This window comes from Kitasatospora sp. NPDC056076 (genome assembly GCF_042266305.1).
In the GTDB taxonomy this organism is placed as follows: Bacteria; Actinomycetota; Actinomycetes; order Streptomycetales; family Streptomycetaceae; genus Kitasatospora.
The window spans coordinates 156,331-171,189 of record NZ_JBHJWG010000015.1; the positions used below are offsets into that span (position 1 = coordinate 156,331).

General features: G+C 69.7%; 16 protein-coding genes and 1 pseudogene. 9 read left to right on the forward strand and 8 right to left on the reverse strand.

Annotated features, from left to right (window positions below):
• The first annotated feature begins 10 nt into the window (after positions 1-10).
• The gene (gene sufU, locus ACFC1T_RS15390) at positions 11-463 is read left to right on the forward strand and encodes a Fe-S cluster assembly sulfur transfer protein SufU (protein ID WP_375888443.1); all 453 of its coding nucleotides are present in this window, start codon (positions 11-13) and stop codon (positions 461-463) included.
• 116 nt (positions 464-579) lie between these two features.
• Positions 580-909: a metal-sulfur cluster assembly factor gene (locus ACFC1T_RS15395; protein WP_031065274.1), complete on the forward strand. Its 330-nt coding sequence runs from the start codon at positions 580-582 to the stop codon at positions 907-909.
• A 254-nt stretch (positions 910-1,163) separates the two neighbouring features.
• Here the strand turns inward: ACFC1T_RS15395 and ACFC1T_RS15400 are convergent, their stop codons facing one another.
• On the reverse strand, positions 1,164-2,111 hold the full coding sequence (locus ACFC1T_RS15400; RefSeq protein ID WP_375888445.1) for a Gfo/Idh/MocA family protein: 948 nt from the start codon (positions 2,109-2,111) through the stop codon (positions 1,164-1,166).
• A gap of 156 nt (positions 2,112-2,267) precedes the next feature.
• On the opposite strand from ACFC1T_RS15400, the gene ACFC1T_RS15405 reads away from it, so the two are divergent.
• From ACFC1T_RS15405 to ACFC1T_RS15420, 4 genes and pseudogenes are all read left to right on the forward strand, one after another.
• Positions 2,268-3,593 (forward strand): helix-turn-helix transcriptional regulator, encoded by a 1,326-nt coding sequence (locus ACFC1T_RS15405; RefSeq protein ID WP_375888448.1) that lies wholly within the window; start codon positions 2,268-2,270, stop codon positions 3,591-3,593.
• Between the two features lie 271 nt (positions 3,594-3,864).
• Positions 3,865-4,269 (forward strand): annotated as a pseudogene (locus ACFC1T_RS15410) (NUDIX hydrolase); the annotation flags it as partial.
• Positions 4,270-4,407: 138 nt separating this feature from the next.
• The gene (locus ACFC1T_RS15415) at positions 4,408-5,061 is read left to right on the forward strand and encodes a hypothetical protein (protein ID WP_375888451.1); all 654 of its coding nucleotides are present in this window, start codon (positions 4,408-4,410) and stop codon (positions 5,059-5,061) included.
• A gap of 69 nt (positions 5,062-5,130) precedes the next feature.
• Positions 5,131-5,913 carry a BTAD domain-containing putative transcriptional regulator gene (locus tag ACFC1T_RS15420; RefSeq protein WP_375888454.1) on the forward strand — a complete coding sequence of 261 codons (783 nt, stop codon included), beginning with the start codon at positions 5,131-5,133 and terminating at the stop codon, positions 5,911-5,913.
• Between the two features lie 244 nt (positions 5,914-6,157).
• On the opposite strand, the gene ACFC1T_RS15425 is transcribed toward ACFC1T_RS15420, so the two are convergent.
• The 7 genes from ACFC1T_RS15425 to ACFC1T_RS15455 all read right to left on the reverse strand — a co-directional run bounded on the left by ACFC1T_RS15425 (position 6,158) and on the right by ACFC1T_RS15455 (position 11,988).
• Complete coding sequence (locus ACFC1T_RS15425) at positions 6,158-7,045, reverse strand: hypothetical protein (RefSeq protein ID WP_375888457.1); 888 nt, start codon at positions 7,043-7,045, stop codon at positions 6,158-6,160.
• A 304-nt stretch (positions 7,046-7,349) separates the two neighbouring features.
• Positions 7,350-7,703, reverse strand: a complete 354-nt coding sequence (locus tag ACFC1T_RS15430; protein WP_375888459.1) for a hypothetical protein — start codon at positions 7,701-7,703, stop codon at positions 7,350-7,352.
• 79 nt (positions 7,704-7,782) lie between these two features.
• On the reverse strand, positions 7,783-8,496 hold the full coding sequence (locus ACFC1T_RS15435; RefSeq protein WP_375888462.1) for a hypothetical protein: 714 nt from the start codon (positions 8,494-8,496) through the stop codon (positions 7,783-7,785).
• 22 nt (positions 8,497-8,518) lie between these two features.
• Entirely contained in the window at positions 8,519-9,205 is a 687-nt protein-coding gene (locus ACFC1T_RS15440; RefSeq protein ID WP_375888465.1) for a pentapeptide repeat-containing protein, read from the reverse strand.
• A gap of 74 nt (positions 9,206-9,279) precedes the next feature.
• Positions 9,280-9,423 carry a hypothetical protein gene (locus ACFC1T_RS15445; RefSeq protein WP_375888468.1) on the reverse strand — a complete coding sequence of 48 codons (144 nt, stop codon included), beginning with the start codon at positions 9,421-9,423 and terminating at the stop codon, positions 9,280-9,282.
• Positions 9,420-10,565: a cyclophane-forming radical SAM peptide maturase AmcB gene (amcB, locus tag ACFC1T_RS15450; RefSeq protein ID WP_375888470.1), complete on the reverse strand. Its 1,146-nt coding sequence runs from the start codon at positions 10,563-10,565 to the stop codon at positions 9,420-9,422. The genes ACFC1T_RS15445 and amcB overlap by 4 nt, the downstream gene beginning before the upstream one ends.
• A gap of 217 nt (positions 10,566-10,782) precedes the next feature.
• Positions 10,783-11,988, reverse strand: coding sequence for a helix-turn-helix domain-containing protein (locus ACFC1T_RS15455; RefSeq protein ID WP_375888473.1), 1,206 nt, complete (start codon positions 11,986-11,988; stop codon positions 10,783-10,785).
• A gap of 237 nt (positions 11,989-12,225) precedes the next feature.
• Between ACFC1T_RS15455 and ACFC1T_RS15460 the strand changes: the two genes are divergently transcribed.
• From ACFC1T_RS15460 to ACFC1T_RS15470, 3 genes are all read left to right on the forward strand, one after another.
• Complete coding sequence (locus ACFC1T_RS15460) at positions 12,226-12,828, forward strand: Uma2 family endonuclease (protein ID WP_375888476.1); 603 nt, start codon at positions 12,226-12,228, stop codon at positions 12,826-12,828.
• 292 nt (positions 12,829-13,120) lie between these two features.
• Positions 13,121-13,534, forward strand: a complete 414-nt coding sequence (locus ACFC1T_RS15465; RefSeq protein ID WP_375888478.1) for an NUDIX hydrolase — start codon at positions 13,121-13,123, stop codon at positions 13,532-13,534.
• 285 nt (positions 13,535-13,819) lie between these two features.
• Entirely contained in the window at positions 13,820-14,698 is an 879-nt protein-coding gene (locus tag ACFC1T_RS15470) for a glycosyltransferase family 2 protein (protein WP_375888480.1), read from the forward strand.
• Positions 14,699-14,859 lie beyond the last annotated feature (161 nt).

A 14,859-nucleotide genomic window follows, 5' to 3' on the forward strand; every position in this document is an offset into this window, starting at 1 on the left:
CAGGACGATCATGAAGCTCGACTCGATGTACCAGGACATCATCCTGGACCACTACCGCAACCCGAAGGGCAAGGGGCTGCGGGACGGCGACGCCGAGGTGCACCACGTCAACCCGACGTGCGGCGACGAGATCACCCTGCGGGTGAAGCTCGACGGCGCGACCGTCGCCGACGTCTCGTACGAGTCCCAGGGCTGCTCGATCAGCCAGGCCAGCGCCTCGGTGCTGAACGAGCTGGTCGTCGGCAAGACCGTCGGCGAGGCCCAGGCCGTCCAGGAGGCCTTCCTGGAGCTGATGCAGAGCAAGGGCCAGGGCGAGGGCGACGAGGAGGTGCTGGAGGACGCGGTCGCGTTCGCCGGCGTCTCCAAGTACCCGGCCCGGGTCAAGTGCGCGCTGCTCAGCTGGATGGCCTGGAAGGACGCCACCGCCCAGGCGCTCGCCAAGCACCCCGTTGTGAACGACTGAACCTGCAGAGGGAGGACAAGACCATGAGTGACGAGAGCACCACCGCCGCCGCCACCGCCGATGCCACGGCCTCCGCTGCGGACACCGCCGCGGAGGAGCAGCCGAACGGTGTCGTCATCGTCGGCACCACCGCCGGGACCGTCTCGGTCGAGGACCTGACCGAGGCCCTGATGGACGTCGTCGACCCCGAACTGGGCATCGACGTCGTCAACCTGGGCCTCATCTACGGCATCCACATCGACGAGTCCGACGTGGCCACCATCGACATGACGCTCACCTCGGCGGCCTGCCCGCTGACCGACGTCATCGAGGACCAGGCCAAGACCGCCACCGACGGCCTGGTCCAGGACCTGCGGATCAACTGGGTCTGGATGCCGCCGTGGGGCCCGGACAAGATCACCGACGACGGCCGCGACCAGCTGCGGGCGCTCGGCTTCAACGTCTGAGGTCGCTCGTCGATCGTCGATCGTCAACCGCTGCCCGGGACTCCTTCGTGGAGTCCCGGGCAGCGGCGTCTCCGCCACCGGGTGAACACCCGCGCGTGGTCTGCTTAGTTGAGTGGTTCTACCGCCGTTCCCCACCATCCACCCCCCACCCGCCTGCCGGCGGGTGCCCGCCCTGGCCCTCGCCGCGCGCCGCCGGGCCAGGCGGCGCTGATGGAACCTGTCTCAGGCTGCGATTTGTGCAGGCCGAGTGCCGGTCATTGCGGAGCGCAGGGCGGTTCGGCGTGCGCGAGGTGCTGGTCCGGGCCGGAGATGTTCGGCCTCTCGCCATCGAGGACCCGGCAGAAGTAGTCGATCTGTGTGGTTGCGGCGGAGGCGGAGGCGTGCGGGCGGGTCAGCTCCTCCACAATCGCGCTGGTGAGGTCGAGCCGCTGGACCTGCCCCTTGGTCAGCAGCACCGAGCCACGGGTGCCGACCACGTGTAGCCGCTCGGTCTTCGGAGCCACCCACCGAGACAGCAGCACCGAGCCGTACAGGCCGGCGTCGTAGCCGAGCTGGATGACGGCGGTGTCTTCGGCGTCGTATCCGCCTCCGGGAACGGCGGCGGTGGAGAACTCGGCGATGACCCGGCTGGGCATGCCGAAGTACCACAGCAGCAGGTCAATGAGGTGGTATCCCATGTCGATGATGCAGCCGCCGCCAGCCTGCCGGATGTCCCCGCGCCACCCGGCACCGGGGCCGTCGGTGTGGAATGTGTACTGGCCGTCGATCAGGAACGGGGTGCCGATCTGGTCCAGCAGCCCGGCGACGCTCGCGTGGATCGGGTTGAACCGCCGCTGGAGGGTGACCATCAGCTCGACCTGACCGGCCTGGCAGACCTGGGCGAGCTCCCGGGCCTCCTGCACGCTGGTGGCGAACGGCTTCTCCTTGAGGACATGGACGCCCCGGGCGGCACACTCCTGGACAATCTCCCGGCCGGCGTGGTGCGGGACGGCGACGACCACGAAGTCTGGGGCCACGGTGTCCAACAGCTCACCGGTGCGAGTGAATCCGGGGACTTGAAGCTGTTCCTGCCGCCGCCGCAGGGTGTTGGGGTTGCTGTCGCAGATGGCGACGAGTTCGGCCCTGCTGGAGCCGAGCAGGCCGGGCAGGTGGTCTTCCAGCGCCTGGTGGCCAAGGCCGATGACCGCAGCACGTCGTTTCATGTGCGGACTCCTTCCGCTTCGCGAAGGAACTTCTTCGGTGCACGACGAGTAGAGCCCAACTCACGGTCACCAACCAGGCTTTGTCTGTAGTCCCGGGGTGGTCCGGGTATCGCTCGCAGTAGGCTCACGGTCACCGTCGATGATGGAATTGGCGTCGTGGACGACCAGATCCGGCACCCCCTCGCGTACGCCCGCGCGCTTCGCGGCTGGTCCCAGACCGACCTCGCGGCCCGCATCCACCACGCCGCCAGGAGCAGGCCCGAAGGCCTTCGCTCCGGCACCGACAAGGCCGCCGTCAGCAAGTGGGAGAACTGGCGCAAGACGCCCAGCGTCGAATCCCAGCTCCTGATCGCTGAAGCCTTCGACGTCCCGATCACCGACCTGGAAGCCTTCGAGTGGCCCCACTGGCTGCCCGGCCAGGAACAACCGGTGCCGCTCGGGGCGGCATCCACCGTTCACGCACTTCGAGACGCACAGAGAGCCGCCATGGACCATCGCCGCCGCACCTTCATGACCTTCAGTGCGCTTGCGCTGGCCGGGCTCTCGGCCCAGTGGGCCGCCCTCGAACCCGACCGACTCACCACTGCTCTGAACGGCAATCGCGTCGACGCCGAACTGGTCGACTGGCTGGAAGGCACCAGTGCCATGTTGACCGCCCTGCCCACCGAACAGCGCCAGCGCACATCCAAGCTGATCGATGCTCAGCTCGACACCGTGATCGACCTGCTGGAACACGGTCGCTACACCGAACCCGTCGGCCGGCGGCTTCACCTGCTGGCCGCCTCCCTGGCCAGCACCTGCGGTTGGCACCGCTTCGACCAGGGGCATCACTTCGCGGCGGGCAAGCTCTGGAACGCGGCGCTCACCAACGCGCACGCCGCCCGCGACCGCGACCTCGGCGCCGGCATCCTCTCCGACTTCGCCTACCAGTCGATCTGGCTCACCCAGCCCGATGCCGCCGTCGAACCGCTCAGCCAGGCGCTCATCCACACCCAGCACCCCACCGCCCGGTCCCTGCTCTACCTCCGCCGGGCCCGCGCACACGCCGCCCTTGGTGCTGCCTCCGACTGTCACCGCGACCTCACCGCCGCCGAGGCGGCCTTGCTGACCGACAGCCCCGACCAGGCCCCAGGCTGGTGCCGGTGGATGAGCGCGGCAGACCTGGCCGTCGACTCCGGCCAGTGCATGCTCGACCTCCGCCGTCCCGGCGAAGCGCACGCCCGCATCGACGAGGGCATGAGTCTCTTGCCACGCTCCCGCGACAAGACCCGCGGGATCTTCCTGGCATACGAGGCCCGCAGCCTCCTACAGGCACGCGAGGTCGAACAGGCCCTCGCCGTCACGAACCAGTCCCTCGACCTCGCCACCCGGATCGGTGCCGAACGGTGCGTCACCCTGGTACGCGAACTCGCCCCGGTGTTCCAGTCCTACCGCCAGGTCGACGGCGTCGACGACCTCATGGATCGCCTCAAGGTGAGCTGACGCTGGCTGAGTGCGGTGATCCGCTCGATCCGCTGAGCCACTCCACGCCGATGTTGCCGCGTGCACCGCGCGTGACCGTCCACAGCGCTGGCGGACGAGCTTTTCGTCAACTGTCCGCTGGGTGAACCTCTCGTTCGGAATGTTCGTGCGGCAGCCAACAATGACGCTGTCGAGGACATCGACGTGATGTGGGTTCCTCGAAACTTGGTGGCCCGCTTCATCGACGTCGATACGATTCCCCACCCGTCCCGGCCGTCCTGGAGGTGCAGACGTGACGCAGCAGAGTGCGGAGGAACGCTCGGGAATTGCCGCCGCGGTCGTGGTCCACGGAGGCCGCGTCCTGATGGTGAGGCGGCGGGTCGGTGAGGGCCAGCTGTCGTGGCAGTTCCCGGCCGGTGAGATCGAGGCTGGTGAGTCGCCCGAGGGGGCGGCGGTTCGCGAGACTGCGGAGGAGACCGGACTGGGTGTGGCCGCCGTCGGTTTCCTGGGCCAGAGGCTGCATCCGAAGACTGGTCGGCTGATGTCGTACACCGCCTGCGACGGCTTCGGCGGTACCGCTGAGGTGGTGGATACGGACGAGCTGGACGCCATCGCGTGGGTGGCGCTCGCCGAGATCCCCGAGTACGTGCCGTACGGGCTGTTCGAGCCGGTGCAGGCATACCTGGACATCGCGCTCACTGTCTGGCCACCGGCTCCATGGGTGACCACCCATGGAGCCGGTGATCGGATTGGCGCCATGCACTGCCCGGGCGTCACGGTGGTGTGACGGGGGGCGGTGCAGGCTGGGCGCAGGTTCTTCGAGGAGGTGCTGACGATGAGCACTCGACGGATCCTGCGGGCCGGGGCGAGCACGGCCGTGGCCGCGGTCCTGGCGCTCGGCGGCGGCGCGCTGGGCGCGTTCCCGGCACACGCCCAGGACTTCGGCCCGGACACCTGCCGCCAGGGCTTCGTCTGGCGGGACGCCCGGCCGGGGGACCACGTCTGCGTGACCCCGGACGTCCGCTCCCAGGCGGCGTTCGACAACAGCCAGGTGCCCTTCCGGACCCAGGCGGACGGCTTCTGCGTCCAGGGCTTCGTCTGGCGCGAGGGCTGGGTCGGCGACACCGTGTGCGTGACGCCGGAGACCCGGGCGCAGGCGAAGTCCGACAATGCCCAGGCCGACGACCGGCGGCTGGCGGTGCGGATCTGGGCCGACGACACGAACGGCCGACTGGAGCTCAGCGGTGACCACTTCAACGTCGACGGCCGGGTGCGGCTGCAGATCATCCTGAACTCGACCGGCACCGTGGAGTGGTCGCAGACCGTGACGGCGGTGCGGAACGCCGGGTTCGCGGGCGGCAGCTTCGGCGACGTCACCGGCAACCCGTTCAACTGCGGGACGAAGAACGCCACCGCGCGGGCGATCGACCTGACGTCCGGCCGGGTCACGGCGTCGATCCCGGTCGGGTACTGCGTCAACTTCGACTGAGGTCGGTTGAGGTCTGTTGAGGTCGGCTGAAGTCTGCTGGGGTCGACAGCGTGCGGCGTGCGGAGCAGCATGGAGAAGAGGCTCGTCCGTACGCGAAGAGTGGGTGGTTCGATGGCCTGCGGCGATCGGCGCCCGCAGGGCAGTGGCGCGGGCGTTCGACTGGGCCTGCTCGGCGGCTTCGCCCTTTCGGCGGGCGGCGCGCCGGTGGCCGTGTCTGCGGGGGCGGAGCGATTACTCGCGTTCGTCGCGCTGTGCTGCAACGGGAACGTGCCGCGCGGGCTGGTCGCCGGGACGCTGTGGCCGGACGCCACGGAGCGCTGCGCGCTGGCCAGCCTGCGCTCGGCGCTGTCCCGCCTGCCGGCGGCGGGCCGTGCGGCGCTGGAGATCGGCCCGGCCGAGCTGAGACCGGCCGACGGCGTCGTCGTGGACCTGCGCGACGCCCGGTCGCTGGCCCGCCGGATCCTGGCCCCCGGTACGGTGCCGGGCCGGGACGCCTTCGGGCTGGCCGCGGTGGAGGACCTCTCGGCGGACCTGCTGCCGGGCTGGTACGAGGACTGGGCGCTGCTGGAGGCCGACAACTGGCGGCGCCTGCGGGTGCACGCCCTGGAGGCCCTGGCCCGCGCGTTCGTCGGTTCCGACCGGTTCCCGGAGGCCGTGGCCGCGGCAGGCGCCGCCGTCCGCGCCGACCCGCTGCGCGAGAGCAGCCAGGCGTGCCTCATCCGCGCCCACCTCGCCGAGGGCAACCCCGGCGACGCCCTCCAGGACGTCGCCCGCTACGAACGCCGGCTGCGCACCGAACTCGGCCTGCCCGCCCCGTCCCGCCTGTGGAGCCTGGTCGCCCGGGCCCGTTAGAGCCCGGGCGCCATTTCGCCCGTCGTTGGGTGAACACCCGCGCGTGACCTGCTTCGTCGGGGAGTTCTACCGCCGTTCCCCGCCATCCACCCCCCACCCGCCTATCGGCGGGTGCCCGCCCCGGCCCTCGCCACGCGCCACCTGGCCAGGCGGCGCGTGGCGCTGGTGGAGCAGGGCGAAGCACCTGTCGGAAGCGAGAGGGCCCTGTCCCTGCGGTGCCCCTTCGGACTGGTGGGAGCCTGTCTCAGGCTGCGATCTGTGCAGGTCGACTGCCGGTCATTGCGGAGCGCAGGGCGGTTCGGACTCGGGCGGCACCTGCGGCGGCCACGTCCGCGCCCTCGCGGGCCGTGGAGGTTCGGGTGGCCAGGCCGGCGCACGGGCGGCAGATGCCCGGTCGGGGCACGGGGTCGTGGCACTTGGCGCACTCGGCGTACCGGGCCGGTGGCTGTGCAACGGGCCGTGCGGGCGGCATCTTGTGCTCCAGGCGGTAGCGGAGCACGGCGGTCGCCGAGTGCATCGGGGTGGGCAGGCCCGGCAGCAGGGCCTGGGCGAGGTCGGCGTGGGTCGCGCCGCGTTGCAGCCACTGGGCGACGAGGGGCGCGAGTGCGGCGGCTTCGGCCTCGCCCAGGCGCAGCCGGGGCTCGGGGCGGATCACCCGGAACAGCGTGGCGACCGCTTCGCGGATCTCGGGTGGTTCCTCCTCTCCTCCCCGGTTGCTTTCGTCTGCCGGGCTCGGGGGGAGGGAGGGTTCTTGCTGCCGTTCCTTTACAACAGGGCTGCCAGCAGGGCCGGTTGCCGCTTCACCGGGCGCCGGACGGGTGGTACCCGGCGGCGCTGTGAGGTGCGGGGTGTCGTAGACGTGGGTTTCGGTGATGATCGTGCCGTCGGGCATCCGGATCTTCTCGACCCGGTAGTACCCGGCCTCGGTCAGCTCCTTCAACGCCTTGCGGACGGCGCCACGCCCCTGCGGGCTGCTGTCGGCCATGTGCCGCCCGTCCTCGCGCCAGTCGTCGGGGCGGGAGAGGAGGTCGGCGAGGAGGCCTCGGGCGGTGTAGCTCAACCGCCGGTACTGGAGCACGGCGTTGGGTAGCACGGTGAAGTTGCGCACGTGGGCGCTACGATGGACACGCATGGGGAGTGTTGGCTCCTGGTGCCGGACCCCGGAGCGTTGGCGCGCTGCCGGGGTCACCTATTTTCGGTTGAATTACGGAACTTACCACGGCATTTGACGCAGCGTGAGTTGTTTGTGACATTCAACGTGAGACCAGTGCACTGACGCGTTGACGGCGGTTCTCCCTTGGCGGGCCAAGGGAGCACCGCAAGAAGTGCCAGGCGTGGAAGGGCTCGCGAGCCACGGCGATAGCTGCGCAGGTTTCTGGGCGGCCGGGCCGGCACCCTGGCGCAGCTACCAGCCCGCTCGTGTCGGCTGGCCGAGGTCAGGCAGCTTCGGCCTGCTCCACTGCGGCTGCGCTCGGCTGCGCGAGCCAGACCAGCCGTGCAGTGATCCCCGGTCGCCCGGCGAAATGGCGCAAGGCCCGGTTGGGAGACGCGAGGGTCAATCGCGCCTCTCCGTCGATGCTGATCACGTGTGTTCGCCCGCTGTGGTCGGCGACCCCCCAGGCCGCGACCCACCCGTCGACGTCCGGGAGGCCCTCGCCCCAGACCTGGACGACGGCGAACAGGCGGGGTGCGGTGTCGAGTACGAGTGCGCACAGCTCCTGGTCGAAGGTCGGGTCGGTCGGCAGCCGAGGCGTGATCGGGCGGGGGCTTTGTGGCGGCGCAGCAGCCATGGAAGTCTCCTACGTGAATGGGGGTCGGGCGCGGCGCTGCCGCCATCACGGGCAGTGGAAGAGCTCGTACGGGCCGGTGTCAGATCAGCGAGGCCAGGACGCCGCGCGGCCAGTGGCCGAGCCAGAACGTGGCGGTGGAGGGTTGGGGCTGGCCCTCGGTGGAGCCGTCGTGGGGCAGTAGTTCGGTAGGGGCGATGTAGCCCTCGCCGGGGTCGAGTCGCAGCCGGAAGACACGCAGGGGCAGCCCGAGAGCGGTGTAGGCCCGCAGGTCGTCGGTGTGCGGGAAGCGGTCCTCGGGGTCGGTGTGGAGAGCGCGGCAGACGGCGCGGATGTCGAGGCTGCCGAGCAGGAGGTAGCGGGTTCCCGGGCCGAGGTTGAAGCACAGGCGTCGGCGACCGGTGTTCTTGGCCTGGTAGTGGAGCCTGTCCCAGTTGTCGATGTGCAGGCCGATACGGCGGCCGTCCTGGTGATTCGGGGTGGTGGTGAGGGCCTTGGCCGGGCTCGTTGCTTGGCCGAGGTGGACGGCGTCGGGGTCGCCGAGTCGGTTGGCGAGGGTGGCAAGGGTGGCCGGCGGCGGGCCGTCGGGCAGCTTCACCAGTTCCACCAGCGTGCTGTCGCTCTGCTCGGTCGGGCGGAGTTCAGCGGCCAGCGCGGCAGTGAGGGGTTGCCAGGGGCCGACCGGGAGGACGGCCCCGTTTTTGTACTCGGGCTTGCCGCGAGCGGTGCGGGCGCCGGCGCTGTCACACCTGGCGATGAGGGCGGCGGGGTCGGTGTGGGCGATCGCGAGAGTCACTCGGGTTCCTCCCGGGCGTGGTTCACCGGTCGTCGAGGGTTTCGGCGAAGGTCACGTCCAGCTCGGCGATCAGGGCTTCGGCGAGTTCGGCCTGCTGGGTGCGGTCGATGAGGACCTTGCCGAGGTTGGCGACGCCTCTCAGCGCGGTCAGGTCGTTTCGTCGCAGGTCAAGGCCTTGGTACTTGCCCCGGCCGAACTCGGCCAGCCGCAGGTTGCAGGTGTCGAGGACCGCGCCGCCGAGGTCGCAGCTGGTGAACGACGCCTCGGTGAGCCCGCACTTGGAGAAGACGACCGCGCCTGCGGCGCGGATCTGCTCGAAGGTCGTGTAGTCGAGCTTGCAGTTGTCGAAGAGGACGTTGTCCAGGGTCACGCCGTTGAGCCCGGCGCCCATGATCTTGCAGTTGCGGAAGACGACGCGGGAGAGCTTGCTGTCGGTGATGCGGGCCGCGGCGAGGTCGCAGGTGTCGAACTCGACCGAGTCGAGGCGGACTTGGTCGAGCTGCACGCGGTCGGCCCGCACGTTGGAGATGCGGCCGGTGATGAGGCGGGTCTCGGCGAGATCCAGAACCCGCAGGTCGGCGTCACCGTACTGGAAGTCCTGGACGATGCCCCGGGCGGAGTCCAGGGTGGTGACGTTGGACAGGTACAGGCCGGGCTCGTTCAGGTGGGGCAGGGTCACGGTGACACGGCCGAAGGTGATGCCGTCCATGGGAGGCTCCGTTCTCTCGAAGGTCGGGCCGGACCCGCACCAACTGGTGCGGGTCCGGAGTGGTCCGGGTGGCGTTACTTGCCCTTGTTCTTGTTCGACCAGTTGTCCCAGGTGGGCCGATTGTCGAACGGCCCGGCGGTGGGGTCGGTCACGGTGAGGCCGGTGAGGTCCGCGACGACGGCGGTGTTGCTCGCAGCGAGCAGTTCGAGCAGGGTCATGCGGCTTGCTCCTCTTGGACGGTATCGGACAGGGCGGTGACCAGGGCCTGCCGGGACACGCGGCAGTAGTTCGTCTCCGTGGTGTCCAGGCGGCCGTTCTCGAAGTAGCGATTGCCCGCCTGAGCCCCTCGGCAGAAGCCGAAGAAGTCGCAGGTGGCCTCACACACGTCCAGGCCAGTGAGGAACTCGCGCACGTAGCGCAGGCGGTGGGCGCCGTCCAGCATCGAGCCGATGCTCCGTTCCAGGACGTTCCCGGCCCGGAAGTCCTCGTAGGTCGGGTCGTTGATCCCGGCGAGTTCGGGCGAAAGCAGGACGACGTCGCCGTTGGAGGCGACGGTCGGGATCGGGTCGATCAACACGCCGTCCCAGGCAGCCCTGTGTCCGACGCGAACATCTCGCAGGTAGCCGCCGAGTCGGTCGACCTCGCGGACGGCCAGGTCGCGGTTGCGGCGCGTCCACGCGATGGTGCGGCGCCAGAACGCGCGGGCCTGCTCGGGGGTGGGAACCGCCCGGTCGGTGTTGACGCCTTCCCTCTCCTCCATGTTCAGGCCCACCGTGTGGCAGCCGAGGTCGGCCATGAAGTCGAGCAGGCCCTCGGGGTCGCCGATGCTCTCCGCGCTGACGACCGCGATCGCCGAGAACCGTACGCCGTGCTCCCGCAGGCACCCGACGCCCTTCATGATCCGGTCGAAGGCTGGGCGTCCGGACCAGTCCATGCGCCGCTGGTTGAGGGCGGAAGGGCCGTCGATGCTCACCCCGACGTGGAACCCGTATGCGGTGAGGAAGTCGCACCAGGCCGGGGTGATCAGTACGGCGTTGGTCTGCACCGAGTGCTCTACCAACCCGGCCTGCCGCAACGGCTCGAAGGGGGCCAGCAGCTCCGCGAGTCGCGTTCGGCCGACGGCCAGTGGCTCGCCGGCATGCCAGACCACCTCGACCGGCTCCGGCGAAGCGGTATCGGCGAACTCGGCGACGGAGCGGGCCACCGCCTCGGCGATCGCGACCGACATTGGGGCCCGCCGCTTGCGGTCGGGCAGGTAGCAGTAGGTGCAGTCCAGGTTGCAGAAAGAGTCCGCCTGGAGAACGACCGTCTTCGGACGACGGGCGATGCGGCGCCGATATCGGGCCGGGGAGTGCGTCACGCGGCTCGTCGTCGTCACCGAATCCCCCGGGCGTGGCCGACGACAGAATTCGGCGCTGAGACGTAGAGGGCGACCGGAACGCGTGTGGGCGTCGGCCGCTGATGATGAAGCGTCAGCATGCACCTAATGTCGCGGAGGTCTTACCGTCCGTGAACGGATGGGATGTGTCACTTCTTGAAGTCGTACCGGCGCCGAGTGACACGTCTCGTATCACTCCTCAGCTGATGATCACGGATGTTCCGAGGATCGATGAGAGCTTGCGCAGCTTGGCCGTGGTGGCGCTGCCCGCGCTCGCCTTCTGTGCGATCACACCGGGCAGTCCCTGATGCCGAGCCCAACCAGGCGCGGCCGAGCACACCTCGAGCAGGGTGTCCAGGGCGGTGTCGGACTGCCGAGTCTCGGCCTGTGCGAGTGCCACATCCAGCAGCATCCGGTTGCGCGCCGACGGGGTGAGCGAACTCGTGTCGCCGATCGACTCGAACAGGCTGAGTGCCTTGCCAGGCCGACCGGTTGAGACGGAGATCCCGATCGCCTGTGCGGTGACCGTTGCCGGTCCGAACGCCGTGCCGTTCACCCTCACATCCCGGCCCATCCGGGCCGCTACCGCACGCCCCTGCGACAGTAGATCGTCAGCGGCATCCACGTCTCCCTGGCGGGCAGCGACGACGGCCGCGAAGGTCACGTGCCACCCGTAGGTGGCGAGCATCCCGAGGTCCCGGTCCCCGTACCTGGGCTCAATGGACTCGTACGACATGCGGGCGGTTGCCTCCGCTTGGTCGAGCCGGGCATCGCGCACGTAGATCCACGACCGGCCGGACGCGACCATGGCCGAGCGGACGGTGTCCCCGGCGCGGTCGGCTTGCTGTTGCGCGTGCCCGATTCCGGCGTACGCGAGATCACGGGCGCCGAACTGGTTCGCCACGTAGGCGGCGAGCCGGTAGGCGTCCGCGAGGATGCCTGCCGCCGTAATCTCCTGGTCGACCGGAGCAGCCTTCAGGGCGGCAGCGGCTTCGCGCAGCGCTGGGGCGATGCGTACTCCTGCGCCCACGTAGTCGCCGGAGCGGTAGGCCTTCCACGCGGCGGCGAGTCCGGCCGCGAGTTCGGCTGGGGGTGGGGGCTGTACATCGACGCCGACGCCGGCTGCGGTGTCGTGGACGGTGCGGGACAGCTCGCGCATCATCGCCCGGTCGGCGCCGTGCATCGCACGACGGGGAGCCTGTTGGCCGAGGATCACCGACACGTCGGTGTGCAGCGCGGCCGAGATTCGCAACAGCGTCTGGAGGCTGCCGCCGAGGTTGCGTTCCGCCTTGCGGATCGTTGCCACGGATAGGCCTGACGCTTCGGCGAGCTGTTCCTGTGTCATGTCTGGCCCGCGTAGGAGCTTGATGCGCTCGCCCGTGGTGTAGTCCGTCCACTGGGTCATGGTGGTTCCCTTCCGGGTGCACGGCCGTACTCGGAAGGTACCCGCTCCCATGGGCGGGCGGACACGCTTCGGCTCCGAGCTCTGTGCTCGGCTTCGACGTGTGAGGGGCGTTGAGCGTCAACCTGCTGGCACGCAAACCTCTCGTTCGGGGGAAGGAATCGTGCAGAGGTAGCACATCGACCAGCGGGCGGCCAGGTTGGGGAGTATGTCGTCTGTCGTTGCGGCTGGGGGTGGGTCTTGCCCGAATCGGCCTATGCGCTGTGGGCTCGTGGCGAACTCGATGAACACCTTCGGTTGCCTGAGGTCTTGCGGGTTGAGGTGATCGGTGGGGAGTTCGTGGTGACGCCCTATCCAAGTTGTGGTCATGCTGCGGCCGTCTCGGGGATTCAACGGGCGGTGCTCTGTGCCGAGTTCGCGAACCGGTGTTTCCGATGGCGGGTGGTGCAGGCGGTTGGTCTCGACCTTGCGGAGACTGGGGACGGCTATGTTCCGGACCTCGTAGTAATGACCTCAGAGGTCGAATCGGCGATCATGGCGGAGGCGAATGACCGGTACCTTCGACCAGCTGACATCAGTCTGGTTGCCGAAGTGACTGCGCCTCTCAGCGCGCAGAATGATCGCCGTGCCAAGAGGCAGGGGTACGCGCAGGCCGGGGTGCCCTACTACCTGCTGGTGGACCGGGACCCGCGGCAGTCTGGCGTCACGCTGTTCGGCGGGCCGAACAAGGCTGAGGGGACGTACAAGGTGCTGGGGGAGTGGAAGTTCGGCGAATCGGTCCGGCTTCCGGAGCCGTTCGGAGTCGAGATCGGCACCGATGCCTGGAAACCTTGGAGTGCATAGGTGAAACGCTGCTGCCCGGGACTCCGGGCAGTTACGAGACATGGGGCTACAGGCGTTCAACGCGCAACAGCCCTCTCTGGACTCGCCCGGCTGACTGCGATGATCCGCTCGATCCGCTGAGCCTGGGGCGGTGGCGCCTGGTACGCGACGCTGATGCTGAGCCAACCAGGCGTTGCGCAAAGCTATCGTTTGGGATCATCGACGTGATGTGGGTCCCCCGAAGCTCGGTGGCCCGCTTCATAGACGTCGATACGATCTGCCCACCCATCCTGGCCGTCTCGGAGGTGCAGACATGACACAGCAGAGTGCGGAGGAACGCCCGGGGATTGCCGCCGCGATTGTGGTTCATGAAGGCCGAGTCCTGATGGTCCGGCGGCGGGTTAGCGAGGGCCAGCTGTCGTGGCAGTTCCCGGCCGGTGAGATCGAGGCTGGCGAGTCGCCCGAGGAGGCGGCCGTTCGCGAGACCGCGGAGGAGGCTGGGCTGGGTGTGGCCGTCGTCGGATTCCTGGGTGAGCGGGTGCATCCGAAGACGGGTCGGTTGATGTCGTACGCGGCCTGCGAGGTCGTCGGCGGCACCGCTGCGGTGGTGGACACGGACGAACTGGACGCTTTCACGTGGGTGGCACTTGCCGAGATCCCCGAGTACGTCCCGTACGGGCTCTTCGAGCCGGTGCAGGCATACCTGGACATTGCGCTCACTGCCTGACAGGTGCGTGGCCGTGCTCCATCAGCTCCACATGCGGCCTGGCGCGGCGAGGCCCCGGGGCGGGCACCCGCCGGGAGGCGGGTGGGGGGTGGACGGTGGGGAACGGTGGTAGGGCTGATCCACGAAGCGGATGATGTGCGGGTGTCCACCCGGGGGCGGGAACGCCGCTGCCCGGGACTGCGGAGGGAGACCCGGTGGAAGGCCGAGCCCTGGCAGACACTGTCGATGAAGAGCAGGGCCGTGGTGTCGGCGAGATCATGAAGGTTCTTCGAAGGGTCGGGTGCGATGGGCGTCATGCTGGGCGTGGTGGTGCTGACGATGGGGAACCGGCCTGCGGAGCTGGCGGCGCTGCTGGAGTCGGTACGGGCCCAGGACGGCGGCGACAGCGGCGTTCGGACCGTCGTGCTCGGGCAGGGCGTGGAGCTGCCCGAGTTGCCGGGGTGGGTGGACGCGGTGGAGCTGCCGGAGAACCTCGGCATCCCCGGGGGCCGCAACGCCGGTGTCGAGCGGCTGCGAGAGTTGGGCGGCACGGACGTGCTGGTCGTCCTGGACGACGACGGGCTGTTGCCCCGCACCGACACGTTCCGGCTGATCCGGGACGCCTTCGAGCGGGACTCGGAGCTGGGCATCGTCGGCTTCCGGATCGCGGATGAGACCGGGTTCACCCAGCGCCGCCACGTGCCCCGCTTCGGCGCGAGCGATCCGCTGCAGTCCGGTCCGGTCACGACGTTCCTGGGTGGCGGGCACGCGATCCGCATGAGCGTGATGGACCAGGTCGGCCTGTTCCCCGCCGAGTTCTTCTACGCGCACGAGGAGACCGACTTCGCCTGGCGTGCGCTGGACGCGGGTTGGCGGATCGACTACCGCGCCGACCTGGTGCTGCAGCACCCGCGCACCGACCCGGCCCGTCACGCCGCCTACTACCGGATGACGGCCCGGAACCGGGTGTGGCTGGCCAGGCGCCACCTGCCCGCCCCGCTGGTGCCGGTCTACCTCACCTCCTGGGTGCTGTACACGCTGGTCCGCCGGCCGCCGATGTCCGGGCTCAAGGCGTGGTGGTCCGGGTTCTTCGAGGGTGTTCGGGTGCCGTGCCCGCCGCGGCGGCCGATGCGGTGGAGCACGGTGTGGCGGATGACGCGACTGGGTCGGCCGCCGGTGATCTGACCTGTTCCGGAGGCCGCCTCCAGCGCCCGGGTGGCCGCCGGGCCCTCGCCGACTTCCAACAGGTACGTCGCCGTGCTCCGCCGGGCGCCGTGGGGGGGCCCGGGGGGGGGGGCCCCCCCCCCGCCCCGGGGGGGGGCGGGTAAAAAAAAACCCCCCCCCCC